We start from the raw sequence: 23,756 nt of genomic DNA, 5'->3' as shown, positions 1-23,756 counted from the left end.
GCGTCACCCGGCCGTGATCACGCTCTGGGGTGAGGCTGCTCCTCATCTGACGGACAGGTGACCCGCTACGCGCGGTGGGCCATGCCACCTGAACCCACCGCTGGTCCCGTGAAATGAACAGCCTGCTCCTTCCCGGAGTGCCGGGCCGGTCACCTGCACATTGAACGCCTCGCGCCTGACGCGGCCGCGAGGCCTGACGTGCCCGTGAAGCCCTCCGCCTCCCGTTGCGGTCACTTCCGAACGCGTCCTAACCGTCAGACAACTGCAGTTCCCTGGGGGAGGCCGGCCGGCCCAGCAGGAAGCCCTGGGTGCGCTCGCAGCGCAGCTCGCGCACCTGAAGAAGCTGTGCTGGCGTTTCCACACCTTCAGCAACCACGTCCATCCCCAGGGCGTGACCTAAGGCCACGATGGCCTGCACGACGCGGTAGGCGCCCGGTTTCCGGTCCAGGGCCTGAATAAAAGTCTGATCGACCTTGAGGGTCGTGACGGGCAGGGTCATCAGGTAATTCAGGGCGGAGTTGCCGGTGCCGAAGTCGTCGATGCTGATCCGGACGCCCAGAGCCCGCAGCTCTGAGAGTTTGCGGGCCACGGCATCGACGTCGCGGATAATCATGCGCTCGGTCAGCTCCAGTTCCAGGTCACGGCCGCTCAGGCGGTGGTGTTGCAGGGCGCGGCGCACCAGATCCACAAAGTCCTCACGGGTGAACTGTGCAGGCGACACGTTAAGGCTCACCCGGGGCATCTCCATTCCCCCCTGACGCCACGCGGCCAGTTGCCGGCAGACCTCGTTCAGGACGAACTGCCCCAGCGCATTGATCAGCCCGGTGTCCTCAGCAACCGGAATGAAGGTGGCAGGCGGAACTTCGCCCAGGGCCGGACTGTGCCAGCGCAGCAGCGCCTCGGCCCCGGCCAGCCCCCCGTGGACGTCGTACTGGGGCTGGTAGACCACGCTGAGCTCCTGACGCTCCAGGGCCCCTCGCAGGTGGCTCTCGATGCTGGCCCGGGCGGCGTCCACCGCATTCATTTCCGGCGAGTAGAACGTGATGTTGTTCTTGCCGCCCTGCTTGGCGCGGTACATGGCGACGTCGGCATGCCGCTGCAGGTCCGCAGCGTCGGCGCCGTCCTGCGGATACAGGCTGACACCCACCGAACCACTCACGTGAGCCGTCCGGCCGTCCGCCAGGACCACCGGCTGGCGCAGCGCGCGCAGCACCTTGTTGGCGACCAGCGCTGCGTCCTGGGCATCCTGAACGCCCAGGAGCATCACGGTGAATTCGTCACCTCCCAGCCGGGCCACCGTGTCGTTGTGCCGCACGCTGTCCTGCAGTCTCACGGCCACCTCCCGCAGCAACGCGTCGCCGGCCGCGTGCCCCAGGGTGTCATTGACGGTCTTGAAACCGTCCAGATCGATGAACATCACGGCCAGCATCTCGCGTTCGCGAGCGGCGCTGGCCAGGCCACGCTCCACCCGGTCCTGAAAGAGCGCCCGGTTGGGCAGTCCGGTCAGCACGTCATGTTGCGCCTGATGAGCCAGCCGGGCCTGACTGGCCTCCAGTGCCATGGTGCGCTCGCGCACCTTGAGTTCCAGGTTTTCCGTCAGGCCACGCAGGGCCGTGTTGGCCACGGCGAGTTCCTCCGTGCGCTGCTGCACGCGGAGTTCGAGCTCCCCGGACAGGTGGCGCAGCGCCGCCGTCAGCCGGGCGTTCTCCGTAAAGGCGAGCACCTGGCGCACAACGACCAGGCCGGTCACCAGAGCGGTGCCCCACAACACGCCCCGCCCGACCGGACCGGCCGAGCCCAGTTCAGAGATCAGCAGCCCGAAGGCGGCCGCCAGCGCCAGGTAAGGCAGGCTGGCGGCCGCCTGCTGCAGACCCTGCGCGCCGCGCCAGCCGCGGGCCTCACCGGAGCCCGGCACCTGGGCGGCGGCGGCAAACAACCCGGCCCCCAGCGCCCAGAACAGGTCCACCCACGAGCCCTCGGCGTAGGTGCCGGCCGCTCCCAGCACGACGAACGCCTGGTCCGCCACGATCAGGGCCCCCAGGCCCAGGGCAAGCAGCCCGTCACGCAGACCCAGGGTTCCCCCTCCTCGCAGCGCTATCAGCAGCAGGACGCTCAGCAGCACAAGGTCACCGAACGGGTACGTCAGGCCAATCAGGGCCGCGACCGGCTGCCCGGCATAGGCCGTCAACACCCCGTAAAGCACGTACTTCCACGCAAAGACGCCCACAGCGGCGATCACCACGGCCACGTCCACAAACAGACGCCGGGTGTCCCATTTCGACAGCGGCGCATGTTGAAACCGCAGCAGGCCCACGCCATAAAGCCCCAGGGCAAGCAGGAAGCCGGCGTCGGCCACCGAGGGGAACGGTGGGTCGTGGCGGACCAGAAGCAGATAGGCATACAGCATCTGGCCCACCCCGAAGGACACCAGCCCGCTTCCCAGAATGCGCCAGGCCAGGACGTCGCCGGGGTGACGCCGGGCCTGAAGCACGCACGTGAGGCCCGCCAGCAGAAAGGTCGGGATGTAGATCAGACTGCTGATCCACAGGCGGGTGTCCTCACTTCCCCGTGGCGCGGCCACCCACACGGCGTGGCACACCACCAGCAGAACCGTCAGTCCGAACGTGATCCGTCCCGGCAGCATGTTCAGGGACCCCGAAGGCGTCATGGGTCACTGTACGGAATCCTGTCAACCTGTAGCAATCTCGCCCGGGGTGCCGGCGTGTCGGGGCGGCCGTCGGTGCGTCCAGTGGCCGCGTCGTGCTGTGTCCAGCTGCGGGCGTTCCCCCGTCCGCGGAGCGGGGGGCTGAGTTGCGCGTAGTGATGCATGGCGTGTGTGATGACCTGGGTCATCGCTTGACCGGACGTCATGGGCCACGGCGGCTCGTTACATGGACCGGCCCCATACGGCAGACCTGACCTCGGGTTGTAAAGAAAACGTGGGGAGTGTGTCAAGACTTACGGACTGGTGCTGGGGCGGGGCAGGTGCCATGCTGCGCTGCATGACACCCCTGACTCAGAAAGCGTTCCTCGTCCTGCTGCTTGCCGCCGCGCCCCTGCCCGCCCTGGCGCAGGACACCAGCACCGATACCAAAACGACCGACACGACCACCACGACCGCCACGGAGCAGGACAACGACGGCATGGATTGGGGCTGGCTGGGCCTGCTGGGCCTTGCCGGGCTCGCTGGCCTGCGCCGCCGTGAACCCACCGTCGTGCACACCAACACCACGCACACCGGCACCACCAACAGCACCCACCGCTGAGTGTGACCTGCGTTCAGGCGGCCCACAGGGCCGCCTGCTTTTGTGTGGAGGCCTGGGAACAAGCCGCGCCCAACTGAGATGAGCAGCCCAGCCTGGGCGGTCCGGACAGTGCCGGTCATGATCCTGTGCTGCCGCTGCCTCCTGTGCTGGCCTCCACCGGTTCCAGTCACGCCGTGGCGCGCCCGGCAGCTTCCCTGCGAATTCTCCCGGCAGGCCACGGGTGGCTGGCAGTTCCCTGCGCCAGGTCATGCTTTTGACTGGTGTCCCTCGTGTGCCACGGGGCTGCTGAATCCGCCCTGCTCAGTCACCGTCATGGATGTGAGCCGTGCGATTTATGTCAGGGAGCCTGTGCGAGCATTCAGCATGTCCCACCGCCCAGCGCCGCTGAAAGTGCTCCTTGTCGAGGACCAGCTTGCGGACTGCATGCTGGCCGAGGAAGCCTTTGCGTCCATGACGGACGCCGTGGTCCTGCACCACTGCCCGAGCGGCACCGACGCCCTGGCCTGGCTGCGCGCTCATCTGAATGAGCTGCCCGACGTGGTTCTGCTGGACCTGAACCTGCCGGGCCTCAGTGGCCTGGAGGTGCTGCACGCGATCCGGGATGACCCGGAGTTGCGCGGCCAGCCGGTCATGGTGCTGTCGACGTCCGAGAGTCCTGCGGACATCCGGCGTGCGTACGAACTGCTGGCAGGGGCGTACTGGGTCAAGCCCCTGTCGTTCAGCACGCTGGTCGAGCAGATTGGCGCGCTCGTGCGGTACTGCCGCCACACCCGCTTTCCTGGCCGCCTGTCGCGCGCAGCCCTGCAGGACTAACCCGCACCGCCCCGGTGCACCCCTGGGACTCGGCAGTAGCGCGGCCTGTTCAGCGCCGACAGCCCCGGACCCTCCTGGGTCGTGGGCGAGTCTGGCAGACAGCCCCCTGCTGAAGCTGCCCAGGGCCTCAGCAGGCCACTGACGTTCCGGGCGGAGTGCCCGGATCAAGCCGCGCGGGAAGGCCGCCACGGGCGCCGTGTGAGAGGCAGAGGATGTCTGTCGTGCCGGGCGGAGCCGTTCAGGTCTGCCTCTGTGATGCATCGCCTCCCGGCCAGGAGGCCTGGGCGGGAGGCGTCACGGTCCGGCAGGCCGTGCCGGGCGGGCAGCCTGCCGGGGGATTACATGGACCGCTGAATCACGGTCATCCACATCAGTGGCCTGTCAGCGCGGGCGTCAGACGGCCGCCCCTGAGGGAAGGCGGGCACCAGCCGATGCCCGCAGCCCCCTTCCGGTTCAACACTCCGGGGTGCCCTTGAAGGCCGGCGCTGACAGACACCCGGTTGTGGCAAGTTGTTGGCGTCGGGTTATCCGGTGCTGAACGGTCAGAAGCTTCCAGGGGACCGGTTCCCCCTCGATGTGATCGGCTACGCTGTCAGGCTCTCTCACCGGTTCACGCTGAACTATCGAAATGTCGAAGAACTGCTCCTGGAACGCGGAATCTGCGTGACCCGGGCATCCATCCGCACCTGGTGCATACAATTTGGCGACCGCTTCGCCCAGGTTCCGCGCCACCGGGAACCCCGCCGGGGTTCCCGGTGGCCTCTTGATGACATGCCCTTGGACGTGGGCGGCATCACCCACTGGTTCTGGCGGGCGGTCGATGAAAACGGCACTGTTCTCGACGTCTTTCTTCAGCGACACCGTGACACCGAGGCAGCCAGTGCGTTCTTCCAGCGACTGCTGAGAGCACACCATAACCCCGCGATCATTCACACCGAGAAGCTCTGGAGTTATGGTGCGGCCATTCGGGAGCTTCCCGTGCTCTACGCTGTGGCGCACGTCCAGGTGATCTCCATGGCCCGATGCAACACCCTCGTGGAACAATCCCACGGACCGACACGACGACAAGAATGCCAGCAACGCGGATTCAGGTCACGACGACGCGCCCAAGGCTTTCTCGACGTGCACGCCCGCATCGCGAATCTGCCTCACCCAGCCCGCTGTCCTGTTCGCGCTCATCACCGCCGCCACAATCAGAAACGGGCGTTTCAGCTCTGGCGCGACCTGGTAAAAGCGGGCGGCCTGAATATCAGGCCATCTGCGTCACGGTTATCCTTTCACCGCCCCTGCGCCAACAACTTGCCACAACCGGTGGAGAAATACCCCGGTGAGCTGTACACCGGCCGGGGAAGCCCTCCCGGCATGGTGTATGGGTACGCGGTGCCCGCGGCGTCAGGCCTGAGCGTCTGGGCGCGCCGCATTCCCGATGGAACCCTGATGCAGGTGGAGGTGTTCGCCGATCAGGCGCCGTGGATGCGCATGCCGCTGGCCACCCGGAAGAAAATGATCGATCTGATGGTGCGGGAATTCACGGGAGTTGTCCCGGCCCGCTTGACCATGACCACCATGGGCGGGAACCCACGCAACCCCCGGATGCCGTCGATCAACCCCACTGAGATGTGTGTGGGAGAAGTGGACGAAAGTGGAAGCTGGAATGCACCCCGCAACATCTCTCTGGACTGCGGCTGGAACCTTTACAGCAGTCCTTCAGGGAACCGGTACATCCTGATTTTCAGGTGGATGACGCTGGGATCGAGGGGCGCTGGTCACCGGATGGCTACCGCAGAAAACCCCGTTCAGAAAGGAGGGGGTGATGGTGGAGACACACGGGCTTATTGATCACGCGGCAGATTGGCATTGATAGTCTTGAGACATGCCCGGAGGACCGGGGACATCCGTTGAAGCGTTTGAGGGGTGCTCTGCACTGCGGCTTGGTGGGCCGGGCGTTCCTGGAGCTCGGCCCACTGGATCAGCCGCAGGGCTGCCCGATGCTCCTGATGAAAGTGCAGCAGACGGTCCAGCAGCGCGTCTCGCAGGGTGTCGCGGGTGGCGTGCGGTCCGACGGCGTTCAGCAGGCCTGGGACGATGTCGGCCACCAGAGTTGCCTGGGCGTCCATGACCGCCCGCCAGAGCAGCGCCTTGGAGCCGAAGAAGTAGCTGGGGGTGGCGCGGGCGACGCCGGCAGCAGTGGCGATGTCCTACATGCCGGTCGCGGCAAAGCCCTGCGCAGCAAAGAGATGCGTCGCGGCAGTCAGGATTATGTCGCGGGTGGGGGCGGCATTGCGGGGGCGGGGCTCAGGTGGGTTCACCAGGCCCCCCGGATTTCCTCGACCAGGAACGTCTGAATGAGCTGAAACACTTCATCCAGATTCCCTTGGTGGGGGAGGTGCCCGGCGCCAGGCAGGACCACTACGCGGGCTGCGGGGTGAAGCGTGCGCCACAGGGCTTCATTGCGCCGGGCATCGAGTACGTCGTCCTGCTCGCCCCAAATCACCAGCGTCGGGGCCTTCAGGGCCGTCAGGCCCTGTCTAGTGGCTGCCCAATCGACGTTGCGGTAGATCAACAGTTGCGAATGGAGGTTCCAGGGACGTATGTAGGGGCGGTACATCTCGTCGATGTCCTCGGTTGAAGGGGCGCCCGGCAGGTACATGGGACGCAGGCCCCAGGCCAGTAGGGGTCTGTATGCCGAGAGGTTGACCAGTGCTTCCCCCAGGAGGGGCACATGTCTCAGGCGCCAGAGGAAGGTGGCGGGGTCGTTCAGTCCGGTGCCTGCTAGGGAGACATAGCGCCGCACGCGCTCGGGGTGCCGCTCGGCGAAGTACAGGCCAAACCCGCCGCCCCACGAATTGCCGATGAAGTCGGCCTGCTCAAGCTTTTTGGCCCGCATGAATTCGAGGAGTACAGCATTGATCCCTTCGAGGGTGTAGAGCCTGTTCAGGTCGGTGGATGGAGCAGGGACGGTGTAGCCGTTTCCCGGGGTGTCCAGAATATAGACGGTGTGGTTGGTGGCGAGCCGTGATGCCAGGTCGTAGAAGTCGTAGGCCCAGGAGCCGCCGCCGGGGAGCATCACGACGGGGGGGCCCTGGCCGAGCTGAAGGTAGTGAAGGTCCACTTCGGGGAGGTGGAGTGTGTGGCTCTGCTCCGCTGCCTGCATCCGCTTCAGGAAGGGGGAGTCGGTGGACGGGGTTGCCAGTGGCATGAAAGCGCAGGCGCTGAGCAGGATGCCAGCCGCGGCGAAGGGGAGCACGAGGGAACGTCTGCGCATGGGGCTCCTGGAGGTGAGTAGTTAGGGGGAACGGGGGAGGCGTGGGTTGGCGTCGTCTGTGATGGCGACAGGCCAAGGAGTTGGAATCCGTTTTAGCAAGCTGAACGTTCATTCAGTTCATTCAATGTACGGTCTCCGTCATGATCGGCTCGGGACAAGTGTCACGCCGCTCAACGTCACTGATGACCTGCCCCATGACCAGTTGGCCGCCGCACTGAAATCACTCCCGAGAATGCCTTGCACCTGCGCTTCTTTCGCTGGTGGATAGTTCAGTACTGGACACCTTGTCCTGCTAGTGCGCCAGGGGCTGAAAAACCAGACGCCAAGAGGTTTGCAAACGTCACTTGTGCTGAATGATTCCACTGGAGTGCGTGTGCCAATCGTTCCAGCCGTGACCAGGCTCAGGGCTTTGCGGCCATGGGCTTTGATCTGGATGGGGCGCTGAGCGCCCCATTCACGCCCACACACAGGCACCACACCCAGGCGAGGGTCACGATGCCGAACAGTCGCTCAAGACGATCTGTGTGCGTCATGCCCGTCCGCTCCAGATCGAAGCTGCGGGATTTCATTGAGGAGAACGTGCATTCCACGGACCAGCGAAGTTGGTAGGTCAAACAGGCGTCCTGGGCGTGCTTGTGCTCTCCTGATGACCATGACGGACGATGCGCTCGTAGATGTGTTGTTGATGGCCCGGCACGAGAATCGCCTGGGCTGGTTCACAGCCACCATGGACGCATGGTCAGACAAGACCCGTGCTGGGGTGTTGGATGCGGTGTTCGAGCGCTTGTCGACCGCTGAGCCAGAGCTGCAGATCATGCTGTATCAGGTGGGCCGGGCCGTGGTCGCTGAACGGCCTGCACCCTTTGCAAACCGAGTGCTGGCTGCTGGCGGGCCGGACGCCCTCCTGACTGAGGTCTGCTGGTCGATTGATGGGTGGGCAGACGCGGCGTCGGTCCCTCTGTTGATGGCACTGGTCCGTTCCGATCGGGGGATAGGGGTGAAGCGACAGGCATTGCTGACCCTGCTTCAGACGCGGGATGCAGGTGTGCCGTCGATGTTGGCTGAGGTGGCCGCCTGGAAACTGGACTCGCCTGAGGGAAAGGAACTGGTGACCTTCATCCGCGAACTTCAGCGGAACACCTGAGCAGGGAGGGCGATCACAAGGCATCGTTGTTGCCATTCAGCAACGGTGGTCTCGCAGACGTCGACCTGGAACATCACCAGCGTTGGCCAGTGCCCAGTTCAGCCGGAGCGATCCAGCACTTCAGGATGGTGCGCCCTCGCGTGAGCCTGAAGTGCATCGCCAATGATCCCGAACGGGTTGCGCCCCTCGGTTACCTTGATGAAACGCAGCAGAAGAAGAGGAAAAAGGACGTTCCACACGGCTTTGGTTAAATCGTTTGGGTACGCAGCTTGAGGCATGAGCGCCCCACCTCCGACCTCTGCCGTGCACGGACTATGCTCCTGGGAAGACCTGCGCCAGCACATTTTTCAGACTTACTTTAAACGGGGTGATCAATCAATTCCACCGGACCATGCTGCTGGGGCTCCATGAGGTATGGAGCAGCACGACGTCGTCACTCCCGTTATTGGGATGGCTTCTAGGCTCATGGCTCAGTGTGAACCTGAGTCATGAATTTGACTATCCCCGAATTCGCCAACAAAGTCCTAACGCGTAATCACAGACTCTCTGTTTTCACAAACAGAAAGCGTCCCCGGTAGGGGACGCTTTCTTATAATTTCTGTCAGGCGGTCAGGATATCCGGCACTAAGCTACTTTTATTTGCCAGTGAACTTACTCAACATTTTAAAGATAAAGTATCCGGCTATTGAAGTCAGCAATGCGAGATAAAGAGTGTTCGTGCCCTTTACCAAGGTCGAATAGGCGCAAAATGCCCACAATCCGAGGAGAACTAGCCAGGCGGCAACTTTCAACGGCAGTATGATTGTACGCATTGGTAGCTAGAATTGTAGACCATTTCGCATGTTCTGGTTTCTACCTCAGCACCTGACACTTCGCCAGAAATGGCGTCCTGAACGCAGTGGAGCATGACAAGGGGCGGTATCTGGGTCTGTGACGAGCTCAGAGACCGCCCGACTGCATGCTGACACGCTGGCTGCCCACCTCAAAGCCCATCTCCCTCATCGCCGCCTCGATGCTCTGAGGCGGCTCGCGGAAGTCCTCCTGGCCGTCCTCCAGGCTGAATCCACGCTCCACCGCAAGATCGCGCTCCATCTCCCCAGAGCGGCAACCCTGGAATCCAAGACCCGGACGGTTGCCCGGGTCTTCCACGATGCTCAACTCACTCAGCAGGACGTCTGTGGCGTCCTGCTTCCCTTGCTGCCCGACGGCAAGCTCACCCTGATCATGGACCGCACGACGTGGCACGACGGTCAGACGCCGCTGAACATCCTCGTCTTGGGCGTTCTGCTTGGGGGCGCGGTGATTCCCCTCGTCTGGTCGATCCAGCCCCATCAAGGCAGCAGTGCAGCTGTTGCCCGGATCCTCCTGGTCGCTCGTCTGCTCAAGGTGTTACCTTCCCGGCACTGGGCCGTGTTGATCGCGGACCGGGAGTTCGTGGGGCGCGAGTGGTGCTCGTTCCTACGCTGGAAACGCATCCAGCAGTGTCTCCGCATCCGGGAGAACACCAGGACCTCCGATGAACTGGTGCGAGACCTGTTCACGACGCGGCAACCGGGACAGGTGCGCGCCCTGTTCGAACGGACGTGGGTGTATGGGGGCTGGATGCACGTGGTCATCACCCTGTCCCCCGCGGGGGACAGGGTGATCGTGGCATCCGATTTGCCCGTGCTGGACGTACTGAACACCTATCGGCTCAGGTGGGCGATTGAATCGGCGTTTTCCGCCTTGAAATCTCGAGGGCTGAATCTGGAGGCCACGCACATGACAGCGCCAGAACGAATCTCTCGGCTCTTCGGACTGCTGTGTATCGCGCTGGCCTGGATGACCCGGGTGGGGGCGCAGCGGGGAGCGACCCAGTCCCCTCGACGGGACAAGCGCGGGCGAGCGGTCGTGAGCGTGACGCGGATCGGGTGGCAGATTCTCACTCAGGCGGCGCGGTGGGGCGGCGATAACTTCTGGGACTGCCTGCGGCTCCTTGGGATGCCATTTCCAACCGCCAGCACATCAGTTTCCCGAGGTGTCCGGTGCTGAGCAAGCCCCCATCCCAAACTGATACTCCACCAAGGTGTTGCAATTTCATAACCCTTACCGGGTCATTCATCCCTCTTATAGGCAGCTTGTCCCGTTGCCTGTAACCATCCCGACGATCGGCATGGCCTTGGTGTAGACCGCCAGGAAGCACGTGTCACCCGTCTGCAGGGCGGTGGCCGCCGGGGTGAAGGTGGTGATGGTCGAGGCCGAGACGCTCGTGTCCTGCGTCAAGAGGAAAGGAACAGCAGTGCCACGCCGCACCCACACCTCAAGCTTCAAGATGTTGTCTCCCAGAACCGGGTAGCTGCGCTCAGTGAAGCGGGTCACGCACAGCGCGCGGGTCGGAGCTGTACTCATGGCGTTGCAATTGAAGATGTCGAGTGTGAAAGGGGCGGCACGGATCATGTCGGTGTACGTTTCGGTGGCTGGGGCGAGCTCACGGGCGTTGAAGAAGCGTAGGAAATTATCGAACTCGCGGCCCGGCCCATTGCGTCCGAAGCCTTCCAGCTTCAGCGTGTTGCGAGTGCCGGATGTGATCTGCTGCGGTACGGACACCAGTGCGGCCACCTGGCGAATGCCATTCTTGTCGACCCACAGGTCAAAAGCGGCCGGCCCGGCACGCAGGATCCAGTTGTCGAAGACGTAGGCTTCGGCCGAGGCGTCAAAACGCGTCACCTCATCTCCCGAACTCATTTGCAGCACTCCTGAAGGAGTGGGCGTAACGGTGTTGAACCGCGTGATCTGACCGCTACTGAGGTTCAGACTGGCCCCCAGATCCAGTGCGACCCTCAACCCGCCTTGCGCCTCGAACGTCGTGTCTGGACCGCTGAAGTCACCGGAGAACTTCACGCCCAGTCCCCGCTCACTGGTCAGGCTCGTAAACAACGGCAGTGGGATTCCGGCAATATTCCGGGTAATGGGAATACGGGTGCGGCAGTCGACCGAGCCGCTGAAATTGCGAGTGATGCGGCCAGACAAGGCCAGGCTCGCGTCCAACGTGCCGCGAAAGCGCACCTTCACGACATTCTCGCTCCCGAAGCCGACGTTGACCCGGATGCCTGTCCTCGACTCGTCCGTATTGAAGCCGATATTCATCGTGGGTACGGCCAACGTGATCGGCGGTGTGGTCCCAACGTCGCTCAGTTCACATTCAACGGCCCCATTTCCGACGAAAGCCTGAGGCGCGAAGCCTGGAGGGACAGTGTCAGGCGCACCTGAGAAATTGATCTCCTCGTCAATCAGTAACTTGCTGAAGATCTCCTCGTAGGGCGTGACTTCCAATGTCACGAGCTTGCCGCCGCCTGGATAATCCTGCACATTCACGATCTTGCCCTGCAGGCGTTGCCCACCCTGATCATTGCTGGACCGTCCCTGACTGAACCACTTCTTGCCCAGCGTAGGAGTCAGGTTCTGAACCACCACGGTGTACTGGCTGCCGACCGTGGGGGCCTGATCGGGTGCTAGTCCCACGAAGTTGGGCCCAGCCAGCACGTTGGCGGCCGCTACTTCGGTCACGTCACTGTTCAAAGTGGCTACTGCCGCGATGACTGGACGGCTGCGCACTGATCCCGCGACTGCCGTAATCTGGGTCGAGCCGACCGTCAGAGCCTGCACCTGATCAGCGCCCACGGCCGCGACCTCCGGCCGTGACGATTCGAACTGAACCGGCGTACTGAGCTTCTTCCCACTGGCGTCGTAGGCACTGGCTGTGATGGGTACCGATTTCCCGGTGCCTGTCAGCAGCAGCGATGGCTGGTCAATCTCAACCCGCGCCACCACTGGACTGGGCGGGAGGTAACCATCAGTCGTTCCCCCTCCATTACAGCTCGCCAGTCCCAGTGTCAGCGCACTCCAAATCAGGATTTTGTTCATATCGTCCTCCCCTTTCCCCATACAGATCGGCTGTATTCCGTTCGACCACTCACAGCTCAACGCAGTGTCTGGAGCGGCCGACGCTCAACGTGCTGCTGTAATTCCTCCCAGGAGCGGAAGTGCCATTGCTTCCGGCTGCGAAGGTCCTACAGGTGCAGGGTCAGGCGCGCCCCCTCACGCTCAATGCGCAGGATGTAAGCAACCTTCCCTCTGAACCACGGATCGTACGGCACACCATCAGGTTGCCTGCTGACGCGTTTCACCAGCGTCTCAGGTGGCCGGGGTCAGGAGCGGGCGTATAAACGCTCTCTACGACGGTCTTCTGGCCCACGATGAGCTGAGGGGACTAATTCCGCGGTTCCCAAGCGTTTCACGCTAATGCAGACGATTCCCCTCTGACTGCCCTGTCTCGTACAGGACGATTTGGGCGTCCAGGTATCCACGGGTCTGTAATGCCTCCGGCCGCAGCCTCGGTTCGTGTGACACCTTAGCCAGAGCTGAGGCGACCTGGCACTGCAACTCCAGTAGGCCCTCAGCACGGGCGATCTCCAACGCTTCTTGCCATAGAGGGGCTGCCTCGGCTGCTGCGTCAAACCCAGCACGCAGCATCAGTCCGTGACCAAGCCATTCGCGCATTTCATGGCGGCGGGCATGTGCGACCAGCGTTTGGGCACGTTCCAGAGCCATGCCCTGTTGCCCTTCCAGACTGAGCAGCAGTACCTCCGCACGCAGCAACACCGCTTCAGCACGGGCAGCGTCACACCGATGACCGCGCCCAGGCCGTGCTCGTGCGCTTCGGCGCAGAGTTCGACGGCGCCGGCGACACTGCACCAGTCCACCAGCCCGACGGCCGTGAAGCCCGCGCGCCTGGCGGTCTGCACCAGCTGGCGTGGACTGACCGTGGACCGCCCTTCCGAAAAGAAGGACTGGCAGGTCAGCAGCGCGCCCAGGACCGTCGGCGTGGTCATGTGCAACCCTGACCCGCGAGACGCTGCGGACCGGACGGAAGCGACCGACCCATGCCACCACCTGGGCCGCGCAGCACCGCCAGACCGTGGCCGCCGTGGGCCTGCCGCACAGCCCTGGGGAGGGGACGCAGGTGCAGGCCTGACCGGGTCGCGCCCAGGTGACCGTGCGGGGCCTCAGCCTGATCCTGCAGCACGTTCCGGCCCTGAATCAGTCCTGAACGCGTGCCAGCCACCAGCGTCCCCCCTCGCCGTCCTCGCGGTGCAGCTCCGCGGTCAGGGCGCCCGCCTGCACGAGGTAGCAGGTGCGCGGCACCTCCCCCAGCCACCACCGCCCGCCATACCGCCAGCGGTCCATGACCGACTGCACGGCGTACACCTGACCGTTCCAGATCAGCCGGCGGGGCTGGCCAGCCCGGCAGTCCACCTGCACCTCATCCTGGTACGCCTTCACGGGTCACGCCCCTCGAGGAAGGCCAGCACGCCCTGCACCACGCGCTCATGCGCCTGCGCGGGAGGCGGCCGCCACGCGTGCCGGGGCGTCATGCGGCCCGGGCGCACGTCGCCGGTCACCCAGTCCACCCAGGCGTACTGCGCGTCGGTGGCGTACGCCCAGGGGTCAAGCCACTCCACCCGCACGAGCGCGTCCGGGAAGCGCGCCAGAACGCCTTTCGTAACCTTGAGCTCCGCCACCCCAGCCCAGAGGCCGACCATCCGCGAAGGCTGCGCGAGGCCGCCGAGGGTCACGGTCAGGCGGTCCACGCCCAGCGGCAGCGCCCCGGTCTCCCCGAAGGCCAGGCCGGCCACGCGGGTGAGGGCGGCGCCGTCCAGCGGCCACTTCAGCTGCCGGGTGGCGGAGAGCCGCCCGCGCAGGGCCGCGCGCAGCTCCGGCAGCAGGGCCCCCAGCGCCGCGTGCGCCGGCGCCGGTTCCGTCAGGGGAACGTCGAACGCGAGTGACATTTCGAGCAGCTGTCCGGCGTGGTACTTCCCGACGCCGGGAGTCCGTTCGCCGTTCAGGAAGCGGTTGACCCGCCGGCCGACGTCGACGCCCAGAAAGGCTTCGCGCTGCCCGGGTCGCCACGCCATGACGCCGCCGAGGTCCCGCAGGCCCAGGAAGGCCAGCCGCTCAAGGACGCAGAGCGGAACGCCCAGAACCTGCAGGTGCCCGAGCGGCGTCACCTGCAAGAAGGCCTGCTCCGCCGCAGTCCCGGCGCCCACCGCGTGCACCTCGCCCGGACGAGCCCGCAGGGCCGCGAGGTGCGCCAGTTCACAGCTGGCGGCCAGGCCGACGGGCGCGTGCAGCGCCGCGGCAAGGTCCCGGGCGGCCCCCACGCCCACGGTGAGAAAGGCAACGCCGGGGGTTCGCCCCTCGACGCGGTTGCTGAAGCGGGCGTACAGCTGTTCCAGCACTTCATGCCAGGTGGCCTGCGCTTCCGGCGCCGGCACGAGCGCCGCATGCAGGTCCGGGCAGCGCGACAGCGCCGCGGTCTCGCGCAGACCGGGCTGCACGCTGGCCTGCTGCGCGAGCGGACAGGACTGAACAACTCTGTGGGCGGCATTCAGGACAGCGGCGGGCACCCCAGGGTGCTGACAGCGGACGTGTTCAAGCGGCCAGGGGCTCAGCAGGACGCAGGCGGTGAGACTCGGCGCGCGTCCCGCCACGGTCAGGGCCTCCGCGCCAGGGGCCGGGGGCCAGCCATGCCAAGCCGGGCAATCATGCGCCCCTGCACCTGGACTTCACTGGCCGGGAAGGTCATGCGCGGCATGGCCGGGTTCTCGCTGATCAGGATGACGTCCTCAGCAAAGTGATACAGCCGCTTGAGCGTCGCGGCGTTCTCACCGGGAATCAGAACCACCGCCACCTCGCCGTCGAGCACTTCCGGTGCGGGGCGCACGAGGACGTAGTCGCCGTCCATGACGCCGATCCCGGTCATGGATTCGCCGCGGACCTGCAGGAGAAAGTCGCCTTCTTTCACGCCGAGCAGGTCGTCGAGGCTGGGTGTAACGTGATCGGGGGTCTGCTCCGCGAGGATCGGGGCGCCCGCAGCGACCTGCCCGTAGATGGGAATCCCCGACTGAATGGCGAGCCGGGCCTGGTCGGTGAGGTGCAGGCGGCCGCGGGCGCCGGTGCGTTCGATCAGGCCAAGGGTGGTGAGGGCCTTGAGATGAAAGGAGATGGTGCCTTCGGTAAGGCCGGCGGCGCGGGCCAGTTCGGCGGCACTGGGCGGCCCACCTGCCTCCCGGGTGAGGCGGACGATCAGGCGCAGCAGGTTCTGGCGAAGGGGGGTGAGGCGGGGGGGCATGGTCAGGTGTCTCCAGAAACTATCAAAGAAAAGATTGATAGTTTCGTGTATGGTGACCGACACCAGGATTCCGCGTCAAGTCCGCCGTCCTGGGGGAGACCTTTATGGAGGAGACCTGCACCCGCCGCATCGAGATCCGGATGGTCCGGACCGAACAGAAACGCTACGAGAAAGGCACTGTGGTCCGCACGCCCGGCCCCGACCCCCTCAGGATCGGCGCCCTCATGCACGCCGACCTGACGCGCGCCGCGCAGGCCCGGTACGGCGAGGACACCGAAGTGACCTTCCAGATCGGCGCCGCCCCCGACATCCGTCTGCACGGAACCTTCCCGGACAAGGCGCCGGTGGTCCGCGCCTGGATGCAGGGCGTGATGACCGAAGTGCTGGAGAACCTCAGCGACGTGGAATGAGGCGTATTCCCATGCGACAGGTCAGGTGTCATGCTCGCCTGTGAGTACCTGGCTCACGAACGCACGCGTCGACATTCCTTCCGGAAGACCCGGAACAGGAAGAACAATTTCGGTCAGGTGTACCCCCTGCTCGTCTTCCACCTCAACCGTGCTCCCTGGCGCCGCGAAAAGCGTCACGTCCCGCTCCCCCCAAACGAGCTCGACCTCTCTTGCACGCACGCCACGAACTGTCACGGTCACCGTCACACCGCTCAGCAGCACGACCTCTTCCCCCCAGGGTTCCAGCACCAACGTCACGCCGTGCGGCTTGTCATTTCGAGCTTGTAAAAGAACAAAGGAAAGAGGGTCAGGAGAAGCCTGCATGCCCGTAGGGTACCTGTCAGTGCGCGACTCCTGATTCGGCCGTTTGTCATCTCGGTCCGGTGCCCAGCGCCCTGACTTTGCCTTTTATTGACGCGCAACTAGCCCAGCACCGGAGCCTTGATCCTGGTGCCCCCTGGGCTGAGTGAGGCCACCAGAAGCCGTTGGCGTGAGGGGAGGAACCAGGCCAGGCGTGCTGACCCCAGCAGACGCCCATTGTTCTCGCGTATCGCTGGCGCTTTTTCGGGCATCCAAAGAACCTGTTGAGCACTGAGCCCCGCACGGGGTGTCAGCATGCCGCCTGCCCTGGCACCGTTACGAAGTCGTTCATCGTAACGCGGTGACGCAGCCTGCACGTGGTAAGTGTGGACAATGCCCCACCTCACGCCTGCTCCCTGGTGGAAGGACGCCGTCGTCTATCAGATCTATCCCCGGTCCTTTCAGGACAGCAACGACGACGGCGTCGGTGATCTGCGCGGTATTACGGCGCGGCTCGACTACCTCGCCCGGCTGGGCGTCGACATCGTGTGGATCTCGCCGATCTTCACGTCGCCCAATGACGACAACGGCTACGACATCAGCGATTACCGCACCATCATGCCGGAGTTCGGCAGCATGGAGGACTTCGACGAACTTGTCCGGGAAGCCCGCGCGCGCGGCCTGAAAATCATGCTGGATCTGGTGGTGAATCACACCAGCGACGAGCATCCCTGGTTTGTCGAATCGCGCTCGGGCAGGCACTCACCGAAACGCGACTGGTACGTCTGGCGCACGCCGCATGACGGCAACCCGCCGAACCACTGGCAGTCGTACTTCAGCGGCAGTGTCTGGGAATTCGACGAGCCCAGCGGCGAGTACTACCTGCACCTGTTCAGCCGCAAGCAGCCGGACCTCAACTGGGAAAACCCGCTGGTGCGGCGCGAGGTCTACGACATGATGCGGTTCTGGCTTGACAAGGGCATCAGTGGCTGGCGCATGGACACCATCAACATGCTGTCCAAGCCGCAGGACTTCCCGGAGGGTCACCCTCTTCCTGGCACGGACCTCACGGACGGGCAGCCGCACTTCCTGAACGGGCCACGCATTCATGAGTTCCTGCAGGAGATGCACCGCGAGGTTCTGAGCCAGTACGACGTCGTGACCGTGGGTGAAACACCGGGCGTCACGCCGGCGGAGGGCGCGCTGTACAGCGGCGAGGACCGCCATGAGCTGAACATGGTCTTTCACTTCGAACACGTCTTTATCGGTGACGACCGCGCCGACCGCGGCAAGTGGGGCAACGAGGCCTGGACCCTGCCGGAACTCAAGCGCATCATTTCGCGCTGGCAGACGGAATTGTACGGCCGCGGCTGGAACAGCCTCTACTGGGACAACCATGATCAGCCCCGGGCCGTCTCTCGCTTTGGTCACGACCGCGAGTTCCGTGTGGAGAGCGCGAAAATGCTGTGCACGGTGCTCTTGTTTCTGCAGGGGACGCCTTACATCTACCAGGGGCAGGAGCTGGGAATGACCAACGTCAGTTTCCAGCGCCTGGACCACTACCGCGACATCGAGACGATCAACGCCAGCCGCGTGCTGCGAGACGAACACGGCTGGGACGATGAGCGCATCCTGGCGGCCGTCTGGGCGCGCGGCCGCGACAATGCACGCACGCCCATGCAGTGGGACGACTCAGTGCACGCGGGTTTCACCGCCGGAACCCCATGGATTGGCGTGAACCCCAATTTCCCGGATGTCAATGCCCGAGCGGCGCAGGCAGACCCGGCGTCGGTGTGGCATCACTACCGTGAGACCATCGCGCTGCGGAAATCCTTGACCGTCGTGCGGGACGGAACGTTCACGCTTCTGGACGAGGATCATCCGAGCGTCTTTGCCTACATCCGGGATGACAGCCTTACGCGGCTGCTGGTTGCCGCGAACTTCAGTGACCAGCCTGTTCATTACGCGATTCCGGACGAATTCATGGGCGGCGCGGTGTTGAGCAACAACTACCGCACGCTTGACGTTGTCAATGCCCTGCTGCTGCAGCCCTACCAGGCCGTGGTTCTGAAGGCCCGCTGACGAGTCAGGCCAACCAGGGACGGCCGCCGGACCCGGTGGCGGGGCATGTGCTGACGCTCAAAGGCCTGTTCCCTGGATCTGCCCGTACCACCAAGAAGATGGCTGTCGGCGTGAACTTCAATGCTGTGGTGCGTAGCTATACTTCGGGGAAATTCAGGGGCTACTGAATAATGCTGTGCAGCACGGGCAATATTGAAGATGGGCACTGAATCGCCGGAGAATATCCCCGGCGATCTCCCTTCGAATCGCGGGGACGGACTCCCCTAACAAGCCATCGGGTTGGGACAGGCGCAGCCATTGCAAGAACAGCAAGGCCACCACGCAGAGCACGATGATGCAGGCCCTGCCAGCTTCGGCCCTCGAAGTGATCCAGACCCCTCTTCTGCTTGAGTTCCCGGAGCCCCAATTCACACGCCCAGCGCTGCTTGATGACCTGAATCAGGTGCTCGAAGGCTGTCTCAGGCGGCAGATTACAGAGGTAATCCTTATTTTCATCACGAGCACATTGCTCATCAATCACCCAGGCACCTTCCAGGGGAAGGTGCTGCCCCCGGGCATTCTCGTTGCCGTCCGCCAGCCGAACGTACTTTGCCGCGAACGTGCCGCTCAGCGGTCCTTTCGTCCCTTGACGCCACATCACGCGTCGCCAGGATTCCTGACTGAGCACGGTCTCAATGGTTTCGGCCTCCTCCGATGGTGTCGGGTTCAGTACCGGACACCTTAGCCTCCGACCGCGCCAGGAGCTGGAAAACGAGTCGTGAAGAGATTGACAAAGGGAACTCGTGCTGGACGATCCCACCGGAGTGTGTGTGCGAGGCATTCCCAACCAGCGGTGACCAGGCTCAACGCCTTGCGGCCATGAGCCTTGATTGGGATGGGGCGCTCCAGCGCCCCATCCACACCCCCACGGAGGCACCAGACCCAGGCGAGGGTCACTATGCCGAACAGCCGCTCAAGGCGATCGTCCTGCGTCATCCCTGTCCGTTCCAGGTCGAAGCCACGCGATTTCATCGAAGAAAACGTGCACTCCACCGACCAGCGGAGACGATACGTCAAACAGGCGTCCTGGGCATGCAAATCGGTTGCCAGACAGACCAGGTCGCCAGCCATTGACCGGGTGACCACGATCTGCATGCGGCACCCATACGTGAGGGGCAAGTCCACAGGAACGACGGCCTGAGAGGGGCTCCGGCCATGACACCCCTCCAGGCAGACTCACCGCTGACCGGGTCAGGCCGCCGCCCGCCACGCCACGGCCGGGCCAGACAGGCTTGTTGCGGATTGACGCCCCTTCAGCTCTCTGCCTCTCCCGGCCGGGTCGAAGCTGCCTTTACCACAATGAATGAACCTGTGGACGAATCAGATCGTCGTAGACCGCCCTCACGCCCTGAAGCTGCGCCGTGTCAAGAGGCGGTAAGGCGGCCGCCGCCGTGTTGTCGGCCGCCTGCTGCGGCGTCCGGGCGCCTGGAATGGCACAGCTGACTTCCGGAAACATCAGAATCCACCGCAGCGCAAATTGCGCCAGGGTCACCCCTGCGGGCACGAGGGGACGCAACCGCTCCACCGCCTCGAGCCCGGTGGCGTAGTCCACGCCCGAGAAGGTCTCGCCCCGGTCAAACGCTTCCCCGTGGCGGTTGAAGTGACGGTGGTCGTCTTCGGCAAACGCTGTGTCGCGCTTCAACTTGCCACTGAGCAGGCCGCTGGCGAGAGGAACCCGCGCGATGATGCCCACGTCATGTTGACGCGCTGCGGCAAACAACGCTTCGGCAGGCTTGAGCCGGAAGGCGTTGAAAATGATCTGCACCGTGGCGACATGCGGATGCTCAATGGCGGTCAGGGCTTCCTGCACGGTTTCGACGCTGACGCCGTACGCCCGCAGCAGGCCGTCCTGCACCATTGCGTCGAGCGCCGCGTAGACATCATCGCGCTCGTAGACCTCGGTGGGCGGGCAGTGCAGTTGCAGCAAATCCAGCGCTTCGACCCCGAGGTTGTGCACACTCCGCTCCACAAAGGCCTGCAAATTTTGACGGGTGTAGCCGGCGGCGGTGTGAGGGTTGAGGCGGCGGCCTGCTTTGGTGGCCACCACAAACGGCTCGGACCGCTCGCGGCGCAGCTGGGCCAGGAGCCGCTCGCTGTGTCCGTCGCCGTACACGTCAGCGGTATCGAAAAAGTTAACGCCGAGATCAAGCGCGCGGTGCAGCGCGGCGAGACTGGTGTCATCGTCAACGGCCCCCCAGGTGCCGCCGATCGCCCAGGCGCCGAAACCGATGGGGGAAATCAGGTGCCCTGTTTTGCCAAGTCTTCTGGGTTCCATACGTACTCCTGTCGTCAGAGAGAAACGGAATGTCGCGGGTGGAAATCCTGTGCCGAACAGCTGAAATGACACCATAGCGCGCTCACCGGCCAACTGAAGGTGCTCGGTTCAACGTGTGGTTTGGACTTCACTATGGCAGAGCCTCCACAAAGAACCCCCGCGTGGGGCGGGGGCCTGTGAGGGTGGGGCTCAGGGCGTGTCGGCGGGAGGGCAGGGCAGGGCGAGCCGAACGTCACCGTTTCACCGGGGGTCTGGCCTGATTGAGGTCGACTGGATTTGTGGTTGTAGGCGTCGTCTCTTTTGCGTCTCAGCGCCGCCTGGTAGTCGGTCCGGGCGTTCATCATGCGCAGCGGCGGCGTCAGGTGGGGATGTTGCCGGGCCAGGCCCAGTGCCTGGGTGATCGCGCGGTAGGCGGCGTTGGACTTGGGCGCTGTGGCGACGGAGATGATCGCCTGCGTGAGGGGCAGTGTGCCTTCAGCGGAGCCGAGGCGCAGCGTGGCTGACCAGGCGGCGTCGGCCTGCCCCATGGCCTGGGTGTCCGCAGGGGCAGTTCGTGTCAGGCGTGTATTTCCAGGAACCGGCCGACTGGCGAGGCTCCGCAGCGGAGTGGGTGAATCTCACTGAAGAGGACAGACCGCGGAGGCACCGGAAGAACCCAGGGCCGACCCCTCTCCTGGAGAACAACTCTATTTCTGGCAATCGAGGCGCACCCGGAAGCTTGGTGTGGGAGTGGTGTAGGCCACCTTGCCCGCAATCAGGTACCCGGCGGTCAGGCGTTTGGGATCGAGTTGCACCACCAGCTTGGCGGGCCTGGGTACGCTAGAGGCCGTGGCACGGGAGTCCTGCACATGAAACCGCAGTTGATAGGTCACGCCGCCGGCCTGGGTGAGTTCCTTGTACAGGAATGGTTCCTCGGCGGTGCGTTCCTCAAAGACAAGGGTGTTGCCGTCCGGCTGCACGAGTTCGATGGCGGTCAGGCCGGTGTCGTGCAGCGAGGTCCTGGTCGCGGTGCCGTTGCGCAGCTCGACCGTGACGCCCCAGCCGGAGCCGAGGCCGACATCGGGGCCGATGGGCTCGACCTTTCGGGTGGTCAGGCGCCAGATGCCGTTGAACAGCGTCTCACCGACGCAGCCCTCCAGAGAGGCGCGCTGGTTGGCCCCACCCGGCGCGGTGGCCGGGGCCGGGGCGCCCAGGGTCAGGGTGCTGCCGTTCACACTGGTCTGGACGCCCAGCCGCTTCAGCGCCGACAGAGGCACGTAGGTCTGGCCATTCACGACGATGGCCTGTCCCTGAGTGACCTGACCGTTCACGATGATGGAGTAGTTGGTGGCGGCGAGGGCGGCGCCAGAGAGGGCGGCGAGGGCCAGCAGATGAAGTCTGAGTCTGGGCATGGATTCTCCTGAGCAGCTCCCCGTCTGACCCTCAGTACAGGATCAGTGTGAAGCCCTGGTAGGGGTTGGCGTAGGCGTAGCTGGCGGCGAAACGAGTCACCACGACGACTGAATCGTTCTCGTATAGGACACCTGAAATGGTAGGAAATTTGCATGGAAGATCGAAACACTGACCCTGGTTATCGGTCAGCGTGGCGGCGGCAAAGGTGGTGCGTGTATCGAAGCCGAACACGACGCGCCACTGCCCGGTGCTACTTTCGATGGAATACCCACAGGGCGCGGTGGTCATGGCGGCGCCTGTCACTTGCGAGTTGTAGCAGCGCACAATCTGCTGCCCGGCGGGTCTGGTCACGTCCACGATGACCATACCCTTGGCCCAGCCGCCCGCACCGACGCTCTGCACCGCGTTCCCCACGGCCTTCATGGCAATCGGCCCGGTGCCCTGCACGCCGATGCTGCCCGACGACTCTCCGCCCACACCCACACCGCTGGGCGAGTGGCCGTAGACACCGAAGCCGTTGCTGGCATGCGTGCCCTTGACGCCGAAGCCGCTGGCACCAGTTACGGCGCCCTCAACGCCGGTGCCGCCGCTCCCGGAGGTGCCGCGCACGCCGGTGCCGCTCGCGCTCGTGCCCTGCACACCCGTCCCGGCAGAGCTGAGACCACCCACGCCCACCGAGTTGACGGGGTCTGCGCGGCCCTGGACCCCGGCACCGGCCGAGCCAGAGGTGTTCTCGCCGTAGACGCCGGTCCCGGAGGCGCTGACCGAACCCTTCACGCCGTAGCCCTTCTCGGCGGTGCCCAGCACACCCGAGCCCGAGGTGCTGCTGCCGCGCACGCCCGAGCCCGGCACACTCTCGCCCCAGACGCCCGACGAGCCCGGACCCACCGAATTCACGCCGCGCACGCCCGCCGCGCCGCTGACCTTGGATTCGCCGTATACACCTGCAACGCCCGTATTCGTAAAGCCCACCACGCCAAAACTGGACTCCGAGTACGCACTGACCCCGTATCCCTTGACACTGATGCCGTACACGGCGTGGCCGTCGGTGCTCGAACCGCTCAGGGCGATGCCGGCGGCGTTGGTCACCGAGAAGGCGGGTGTGTTGCCGCTGGCGGTGGCGGTAAAGGGTAGAGCCAGGCTGCCGCCACCCGTGCTGGTGGCACTCAGGATAAGTTTGCCGGCCTGGGCACTGTCGATCTTGAGGCCTGTGCCCGCTTCCAGGGCCAGGCTGCCGGTCTTGCCGTTCAGGCTGGCCACGCCCGCACTGCCCGCCGCGCCGATCTGATCGACTCCGCAGCTCAGTGCGCCGGCCTCGGTCACGCCCTGCACGAATTGACCGGCCGCGCAGGGCGTGGCGGTCAGTTTGGTCTGTTTCCCTGATTCCAGAGCGGCAATTCCCGCCTTTAGGGCGCTGAAATTGGCGTTGACCTCGGCTGCCCGGATGGGCGTGCCCGGCTGGAACGTGGTGAAGGTTTCGGCGGCCAGCGCGCCCAGCGGAAAGAGCAGCGCGCCCAGGAGAAAGCTGTTGGTGCCTTTGAAGTTCATGTCAGACCTCCT

Annotated in this window: 22 protein-coding genes and 2 pseudogenes; 7 read left to right on the top strand and 17 right to left on the bottom strand. The window is 64.6% G+C overall.

Going from position 1 to position 23,756, the window contains the following annotated elements:
- Positions 1-247: 247 nt before the first annotated feature.
- Positions 248-2,668: a putative bifunctional diguanylate cyclase/phosphodiesterase gene (locus LAJ19_RS21050; RefSeq protein WP_225524583.1), complete on the bottom strand. Its 2,421-nt coding sequence runs from the start codon at positions 2,666-2,668 to the stop codon at positions 248-250.
- Positions 2,669-3,002: 334 nt separating this feature from the next.
- Here LAJ19_RS21050 and LAJ19_RS21045 point away from each other — a divergent pair, with 334 nt between their 5' ends.
- From LAJ19_RS21045 to LAJ19_RS21035, 3 genes and pseudogenes are all read left to right on the top strand, one after another.
- Complete coding sequence (locus LAJ19_RS21045) at positions 3,003-3,266, top strand: WGxxGxxG family protein (protein ID WP_225524581.1); 264 nt, start codon at positions 3,003-3,005, stop codon at positions 3,264-3,266.
- A gap of 363 nt (positions 3,267-3,629) precedes the next feature.
- Positions 3,630-4,079: a response regulator gene (locus tag LAJ19_RS21040; RefSeq protein WP_225524579.1), complete on the top strand. Its 450-nt coding sequence runs from the start codon at positions 3,630-3,632 to the stop codon at positions 4,077-4,079.
- A 534-nt stretch (positions 4,080-4,613) separates the two neighbouring features.
- Positions 4,614-5,294 (top strand): annotated as a pseudogene (locus LAJ19_RS21035) (IS6 family transposase); the annotation flags it as partial.
- A gap of 617 nt (positions 5,295-5,911) precedes the next feature.
- On the opposite strand, the gene LAJ19_RS21030 reads toward LAJ19_RS21035, so the two are convergent.
- The 3 genes from LAJ19_RS21030 to LAJ19_RS22240 form a co-directional block, all read right to left on the bottom strand.
- Positions 5,912-6,196 carry a hypothetical protein gene (locus tag LAJ19_RS21030; protein WP_225524577.1) on the bottom strand — a complete coding sequence of 95 codons (285 nt, stop codon included), beginning with the start codon at positions 6,194-6,196 and terminating at the stop codon, positions 5,912-5,914.
- Between the two features lie 188 nt (positions 6,197-6,384).
- On the bottom strand, positions 6,385-7,344 hold the full coding sequence (locus tag LAJ19_RS21025; protein WP_225524575.1) for an alpha/beta fold hydrolase: 960 nt from the start codon (positions 7,342-7,344) through the stop codon (positions 6,385-6,387).
- A gap of 401 nt (positions 7,345-7,745) precedes the next feature.
- The gene (locus LAJ19_RS22240) at positions 7,746-7,877 is read right to left on the bottom strand and encodes a hypothetical protein (RefSeq protein WP_432804278.1); all 132 of its coding nucleotides are present in this window, start codon (positions 7,875-7,877) and stop codon (positions 7,746-7,748) included.
- Positions 7,878-7,990: 113 nt separating this feature from the next.
- Between LAJ19_RS22240 and LAJ19_RS21015 the strand changes: the two genes are divergently transcribed.
- Positions 7,991-8,488 (top strand): hypothetical protein, encoded by a 498-nt coding sequence (locus tag LAJ19_RS21015; protein ID WP_225524572.1) that lies wholly within the window; start codon positions 7,991-7,993, stop codon positions 8,486-8,488.
- Positions 8,489-8,586: 98 nt separating this feature from the next.
- Here the strand turns inward: LAJ19_RS21015 and LAJ19_RS21010 are convergent, their stop codons facing one another.
- Entirely contained in the window at positions 8,587-8,766 is a 180-nt protein-coding gene (locus LAJ19_RS21010; protein ID WP_225524570.1) for a hypothetical protein, read from the bottom strand.
- A gap of 652 nt (positions 8,767-9,418) precedes the next feature.
- Between LAJ19_RS21010 and LAJ19_RS21000 the strand changes: the two genes are divergently transcribed.
- Positions 9,419-10,519: an IS4 family transposase gene (locus LAJ19_RS21000; protein ID WP_432804266.1), complete on the top strand. Its 1,101-nt coding sequence runs from the start codon at positions 9,419-9,421 to the stop codon at positions 10,517-10,519.
- Positions 10,520-10,594: 75 nt separating this feature from the next.
- Here the strand turns inward: LAJ19_RS21000 and LAJ19_RS20995 are convergent, their stop codons facing one another.
- The 5 genes from LAJ19_RS20995 to lexA form a co-directional block, all read right to left on the bottom strand.
- Positions 10,595-12,391: a hypothetical protein gene (locus tag LAJ19_RS20995; RefSeq protein ID WP_225524568.1), complete on the bottom strand. Its 1,797-nt coding sequence runs from the start codon at positions 12,389-12,391 to the stop codon at positions 10,595-10,597.
- 608 nt (positions 12,392-12,999) lie between these two features.
- The gene (locus tag LAJ19_RS20990) at positions 13,000-13,359 is read right to left on the bottom strand and encodes a PHP domain-containing protein (protein WP_225524566.1); all 360 of its coding nucleotides are present in this window, start codon (positions 13,357-13,359) and stop codon (positions 13,000-13,002) included.
- Positions 13,360-13,567: 208 nt separating this feature from the next.
- On the bottom strand, positions 13,568-13,810 hold the full coding sequence (locus LAJ19_RS20985; protein ID WP_225524564.1) for a DUF6504 family protein: 243 nt from the start codon (positions 13,808-13,810) through the stop codon (positions 13,568-13,570).
- On the bottom strand, positions 13,807-14,865 hold the full coding sequence (locus LAJ19_RS20980; protein WP_225524562.1) for a DNA polymerase Y subunit UmuC family protein: 1,059 nt from the start codon (positions 14,863-14,865) through the stop codon (positions 13,807-13,809). Before LAJ19_RS20980 ends, LAJ19_RS20985 begins: the two co-directional genes overlap by 4 nt.
- A 155-nt stretch (positions 14,866-15,020) precedes the next feature.
- Entirely contained in the window at positions 15,021-15,659 is a 639-nt protein-coding gene (lexA, locus tag LAJ19_RS20975) for a transcriptional repressor LexA (protein WP_225524560.1), read from the bottom strand.
- Between the two features lie 104 nt (positions 15,660-15,763).
- Between lexA and LAJ19_RS20970 the strand changes: the two genes are divergently transcribed.
- Complete coding sequence (locus LAJ19_RS20970; RefSeq protein WP_225524552.1) at positions 15,764-16,069, top strand: hypothetical protein; 306 nt, start codon at positions 15,764-15,766, stop codon at positions 16,067-16,069.
- Positions 16,070-16,090: 21 nt separating this feature from the next.
- Here LAJ19_RS20970 and LAJ19_RS20965 read toward each other — a convergent pair whose 3' ends face one another.
- Complete coding sequence (locus tag LAJ19_RS20965) at positions 16,091-16,432, bottom strand: hypothetical protein (RefSeq protein WP_225524550.1); 342 nt, start codon at positions 16,430-16,432, stop codon at positions 16,091-16,093.
- 369 nt (positions 16,433-16,801) lie between these two features.
- On the opposite strand from LAJ19_RS20965, the gene LAJ19_RS20960 reads away from it, so the two are divergent.
- Complete coding sequence (locus tag LAJ19_RS20960; protein WP_225524548.1) at positions 16,802-18,490, top strand: glycoside hydrolase family 13 protein; 1,689 nt, start codon at positions 16,802-16,804, stop codon at positions 18,488-18,490.
- Between the two features lie 153 nt (positions 18,491-18,643).
- On the opposite strand, the pseudogene LAJ19_RS20955 reads toward LAJ19_RS20960, so the two are convergent.
- The 6 genes and pseudogenes from LAJ19_RS20955 to LAJ19_RS20930 all read right to left on the bottom strand — a co-directional run.
- Positions 18,644-19,199: pseudogene (locus LAJ19_RS20955) on the bottom strand (IS701 family transposase); the annotation flags it as partial.
- Positions 19,200-19,210: 11 nt separating this feature from the next.
- Positions 19,211-19,624 (bottom strand): transposase, encoded by a 414-nt coding sequence (locus tag LAJ19_RS20950; protein ID WP_225524544.1) that lies wholly within the window; start codon positions 19,622-19,624, stop codon positions 19,211-19,213.
- A 196-nt stretch (positions 19,625-19,820) separates the two neighbouring features.
- A complete protein-coding gene (locus tag LAJ19_RS20945; protein ID WP_225524536.1) occupies positions 19,821-20,804 on the bottom strand; it encodes an aldo/keto reductase in 984 nt (327 codons plus the stop codon).
- 14 nt (positions 20,805-20,818) lie between these two features.
- Positions 20,819-21,331 (bottom strand): AAA family ATPase, encoded by a 513-nt coding sequence (locus LAJ19_RS20940; protein ID WP_225524534.1) that lies wholly within the window; start codon positions 21,329-21,331, stop codon positions 20,819-20,821.
- Between the two features lie 159 nt (positions 21,332-21,490).
- Positions 21,491-22,195 (bottom strand): hypothetical protein, encoded by a 705-nt coding sequence (locus LAJ19_RS20935; protein ID WP_225524532.1) that lies wholly within the window; start codon positions 22,193-22,195, stop codon positions 21,491-21,493.
- Positions 22,196-22,226: 31 nt separating this feature from the next.
- Positions 22,227-23,744, bottom strand: a complete 1,518-nt coding sequence (locus LAJ19_RS20930; protein WP_225524530.1) for a hypothetical protein — start codon at positions 23,742-23,744, stop codon at positions 22,227-22,229.
- Positions 23,745-23,756: the final 12 nt, after the last annotated feature.

The organism is Deinococcus taeanensis (assembly GCF_020229735.1).
In the GTDB taxonomy this organism is placed as follows: Bacteria; Deinococcota; Deinococci; order Deinococcales; family Deinococcaceae; genus Deinococcus; species Deinococcus taeanensis.
Note: the sequence above shows the minus strand (reverse complement) of the source record. Positions and strands in the feature narration are given on the sequence as shown.

What these genes read in the sequence shown, in the direction of transcription:
- LAJ19_RS21010 (WP_225524570.1), bottom strand. Translation starts at nt 8,766, where the DNA reads ATGCCTCAAGCTGCGTACCCAAACGATTTAACCAAAGCCGTGTGGAAC.
- LAJ19_RS21015 (WP_225524572.1), top strand. Translation starts at nt 7,991, where the DNA reads ATGACCATGACGGACGATGCGCTCGTAGATGTGTTGTTGATGGCCCGG.
- LAJ19_RS20995 (WP_225524568.1), bottom strand. Translation starts at nt 12,391, where the DNA reads ATGAACAAAATCCTGATTTGGAGTGCGCTGACACTGGGACTGGCGAGC.
- LAJ19_RS20950 (WP_225524544.1), bottom strand. Translation starts at nt 19,624, where the DNA reads ATGCAGATCGTGGTCACCCGGTCAATGGCTGGCGACCTGGTCTGTCTG.
- LAJ19_RS20970 (WP_225524552.1), top strand. Translation starts at nt 15,764, where the DNA reads ATGGAGGAGACCTGCACCCGCCGCATCGAGATCCGGATGGTCCGGACC.
- LAJ19_RS21050 (WP_225524583.1), bottom strand. Translation starts at nt 2,668, where the DNA reads ATGACGCCTTCGGGGTCCCTGAACATGCTGCCGGGACGGATCACGTTC.
- LAJ19_RS20990 (WP_225524566.1), bottom strand. Translation starts at nt 13,359, where the DNA reads ATGACCACGCCGACGGTCCTGGGCGCGCTGCTGACCTGCCAGTCCTTC.
- LAJ19_RS21025 (WP_225524575.1), bottom strand. Translation starts at nt 7,344, where the DNA reads ATGCGCAGACGTTCCCTCGTGCTCCCCTTCGCCGCGGCTGGCATCCTG.
- LAJ19_RS20945 (WP_225524536.1), bottom strand. Translation starts at nt 20,804, where the DNA reads ATGGAACCCAGAAGACTTGGCAAAACAGGGCACCTGATTTCCCCCATC.
- LAJ19_RS20935 (WP_225524532.1), bottom strand. Translation starts at nt 22,195, where the DNA reads ATGCCCAGACTCAGACTTCATCTGCTGGCCCTCGCCGCCCTCTCTGGC.
- LAJ19_RS20965 (WP_225524550.1), bottom strand. Translation starts at nt 16,432, where the DNA reads ATGCAGGCTTCTCCTGACCCTCTTTCCTTTGTTCTTTTACAAGCTCGA.
- LAJ19_RS20930 (WP_225524530.1), bottom strand. Translation starts at nt 23,744, where the DNA reads ATGAACTTCAAAGGCACCAACAGCTTTCTCCTGGGCGCGCTGCTCTTT.
- LAJ19_RS20960 (WP_225524548.1), top strand. Translation starts at nt 16,802, where the DNA reads ATGCCCCACCTCACGCCTGCTCCCTGGTGGAAGGACGCCGTCGTCTAT.
- lexA (WP_225524560.1), bottom strand. Translation starts at nt 15,659, where the DNA reads ATGCCCCCCCGCCTCACCCCCCTTCGCCAGAACCTGCTGCGCCTGATC.
- LAJ19_RS21045 (WP_225524581.1), top strand. Translation starts at nt 3,003, where the DNA reads ATGACACCCCTGACTCAGAAAGCGTTCCTCGTCCTGCTGCTTGCCGCC.
- LAJ19_RS22240 (WP_432804278.1), bottom strand. Translation starts at nt 7,877, where the DNA reads ATGACGCACACAGATCGTCTTGAGCGACTGTTCGGCATCGTGACCCTC.
- LAJ19_RS21030 (WP_225524577.1), bottom strand. Translation starts at nt 6,196, where the DNA reads ATGGACGCCCAGGCAACTCTGGTGGCCGACATCGTCCCAGGCCTGCTG.
- LAJ19_RS20940 (WP_225524534.1), bottom strand. Translation starts at nt 21,331, where the DNA reads ATGGGGCAGGCCGACGCCGCCTGGTCAGCCACGCTGCGCCTCGGCTCC.
- LAJ19_RS21040 (WP_225524579.1), top strand. Translation starts at nt 3,630, where the DNA reads ATGTCCCACCGCCCAGCGCCGCTGAAAGTGCTCCTTGTCGAGGACCAG.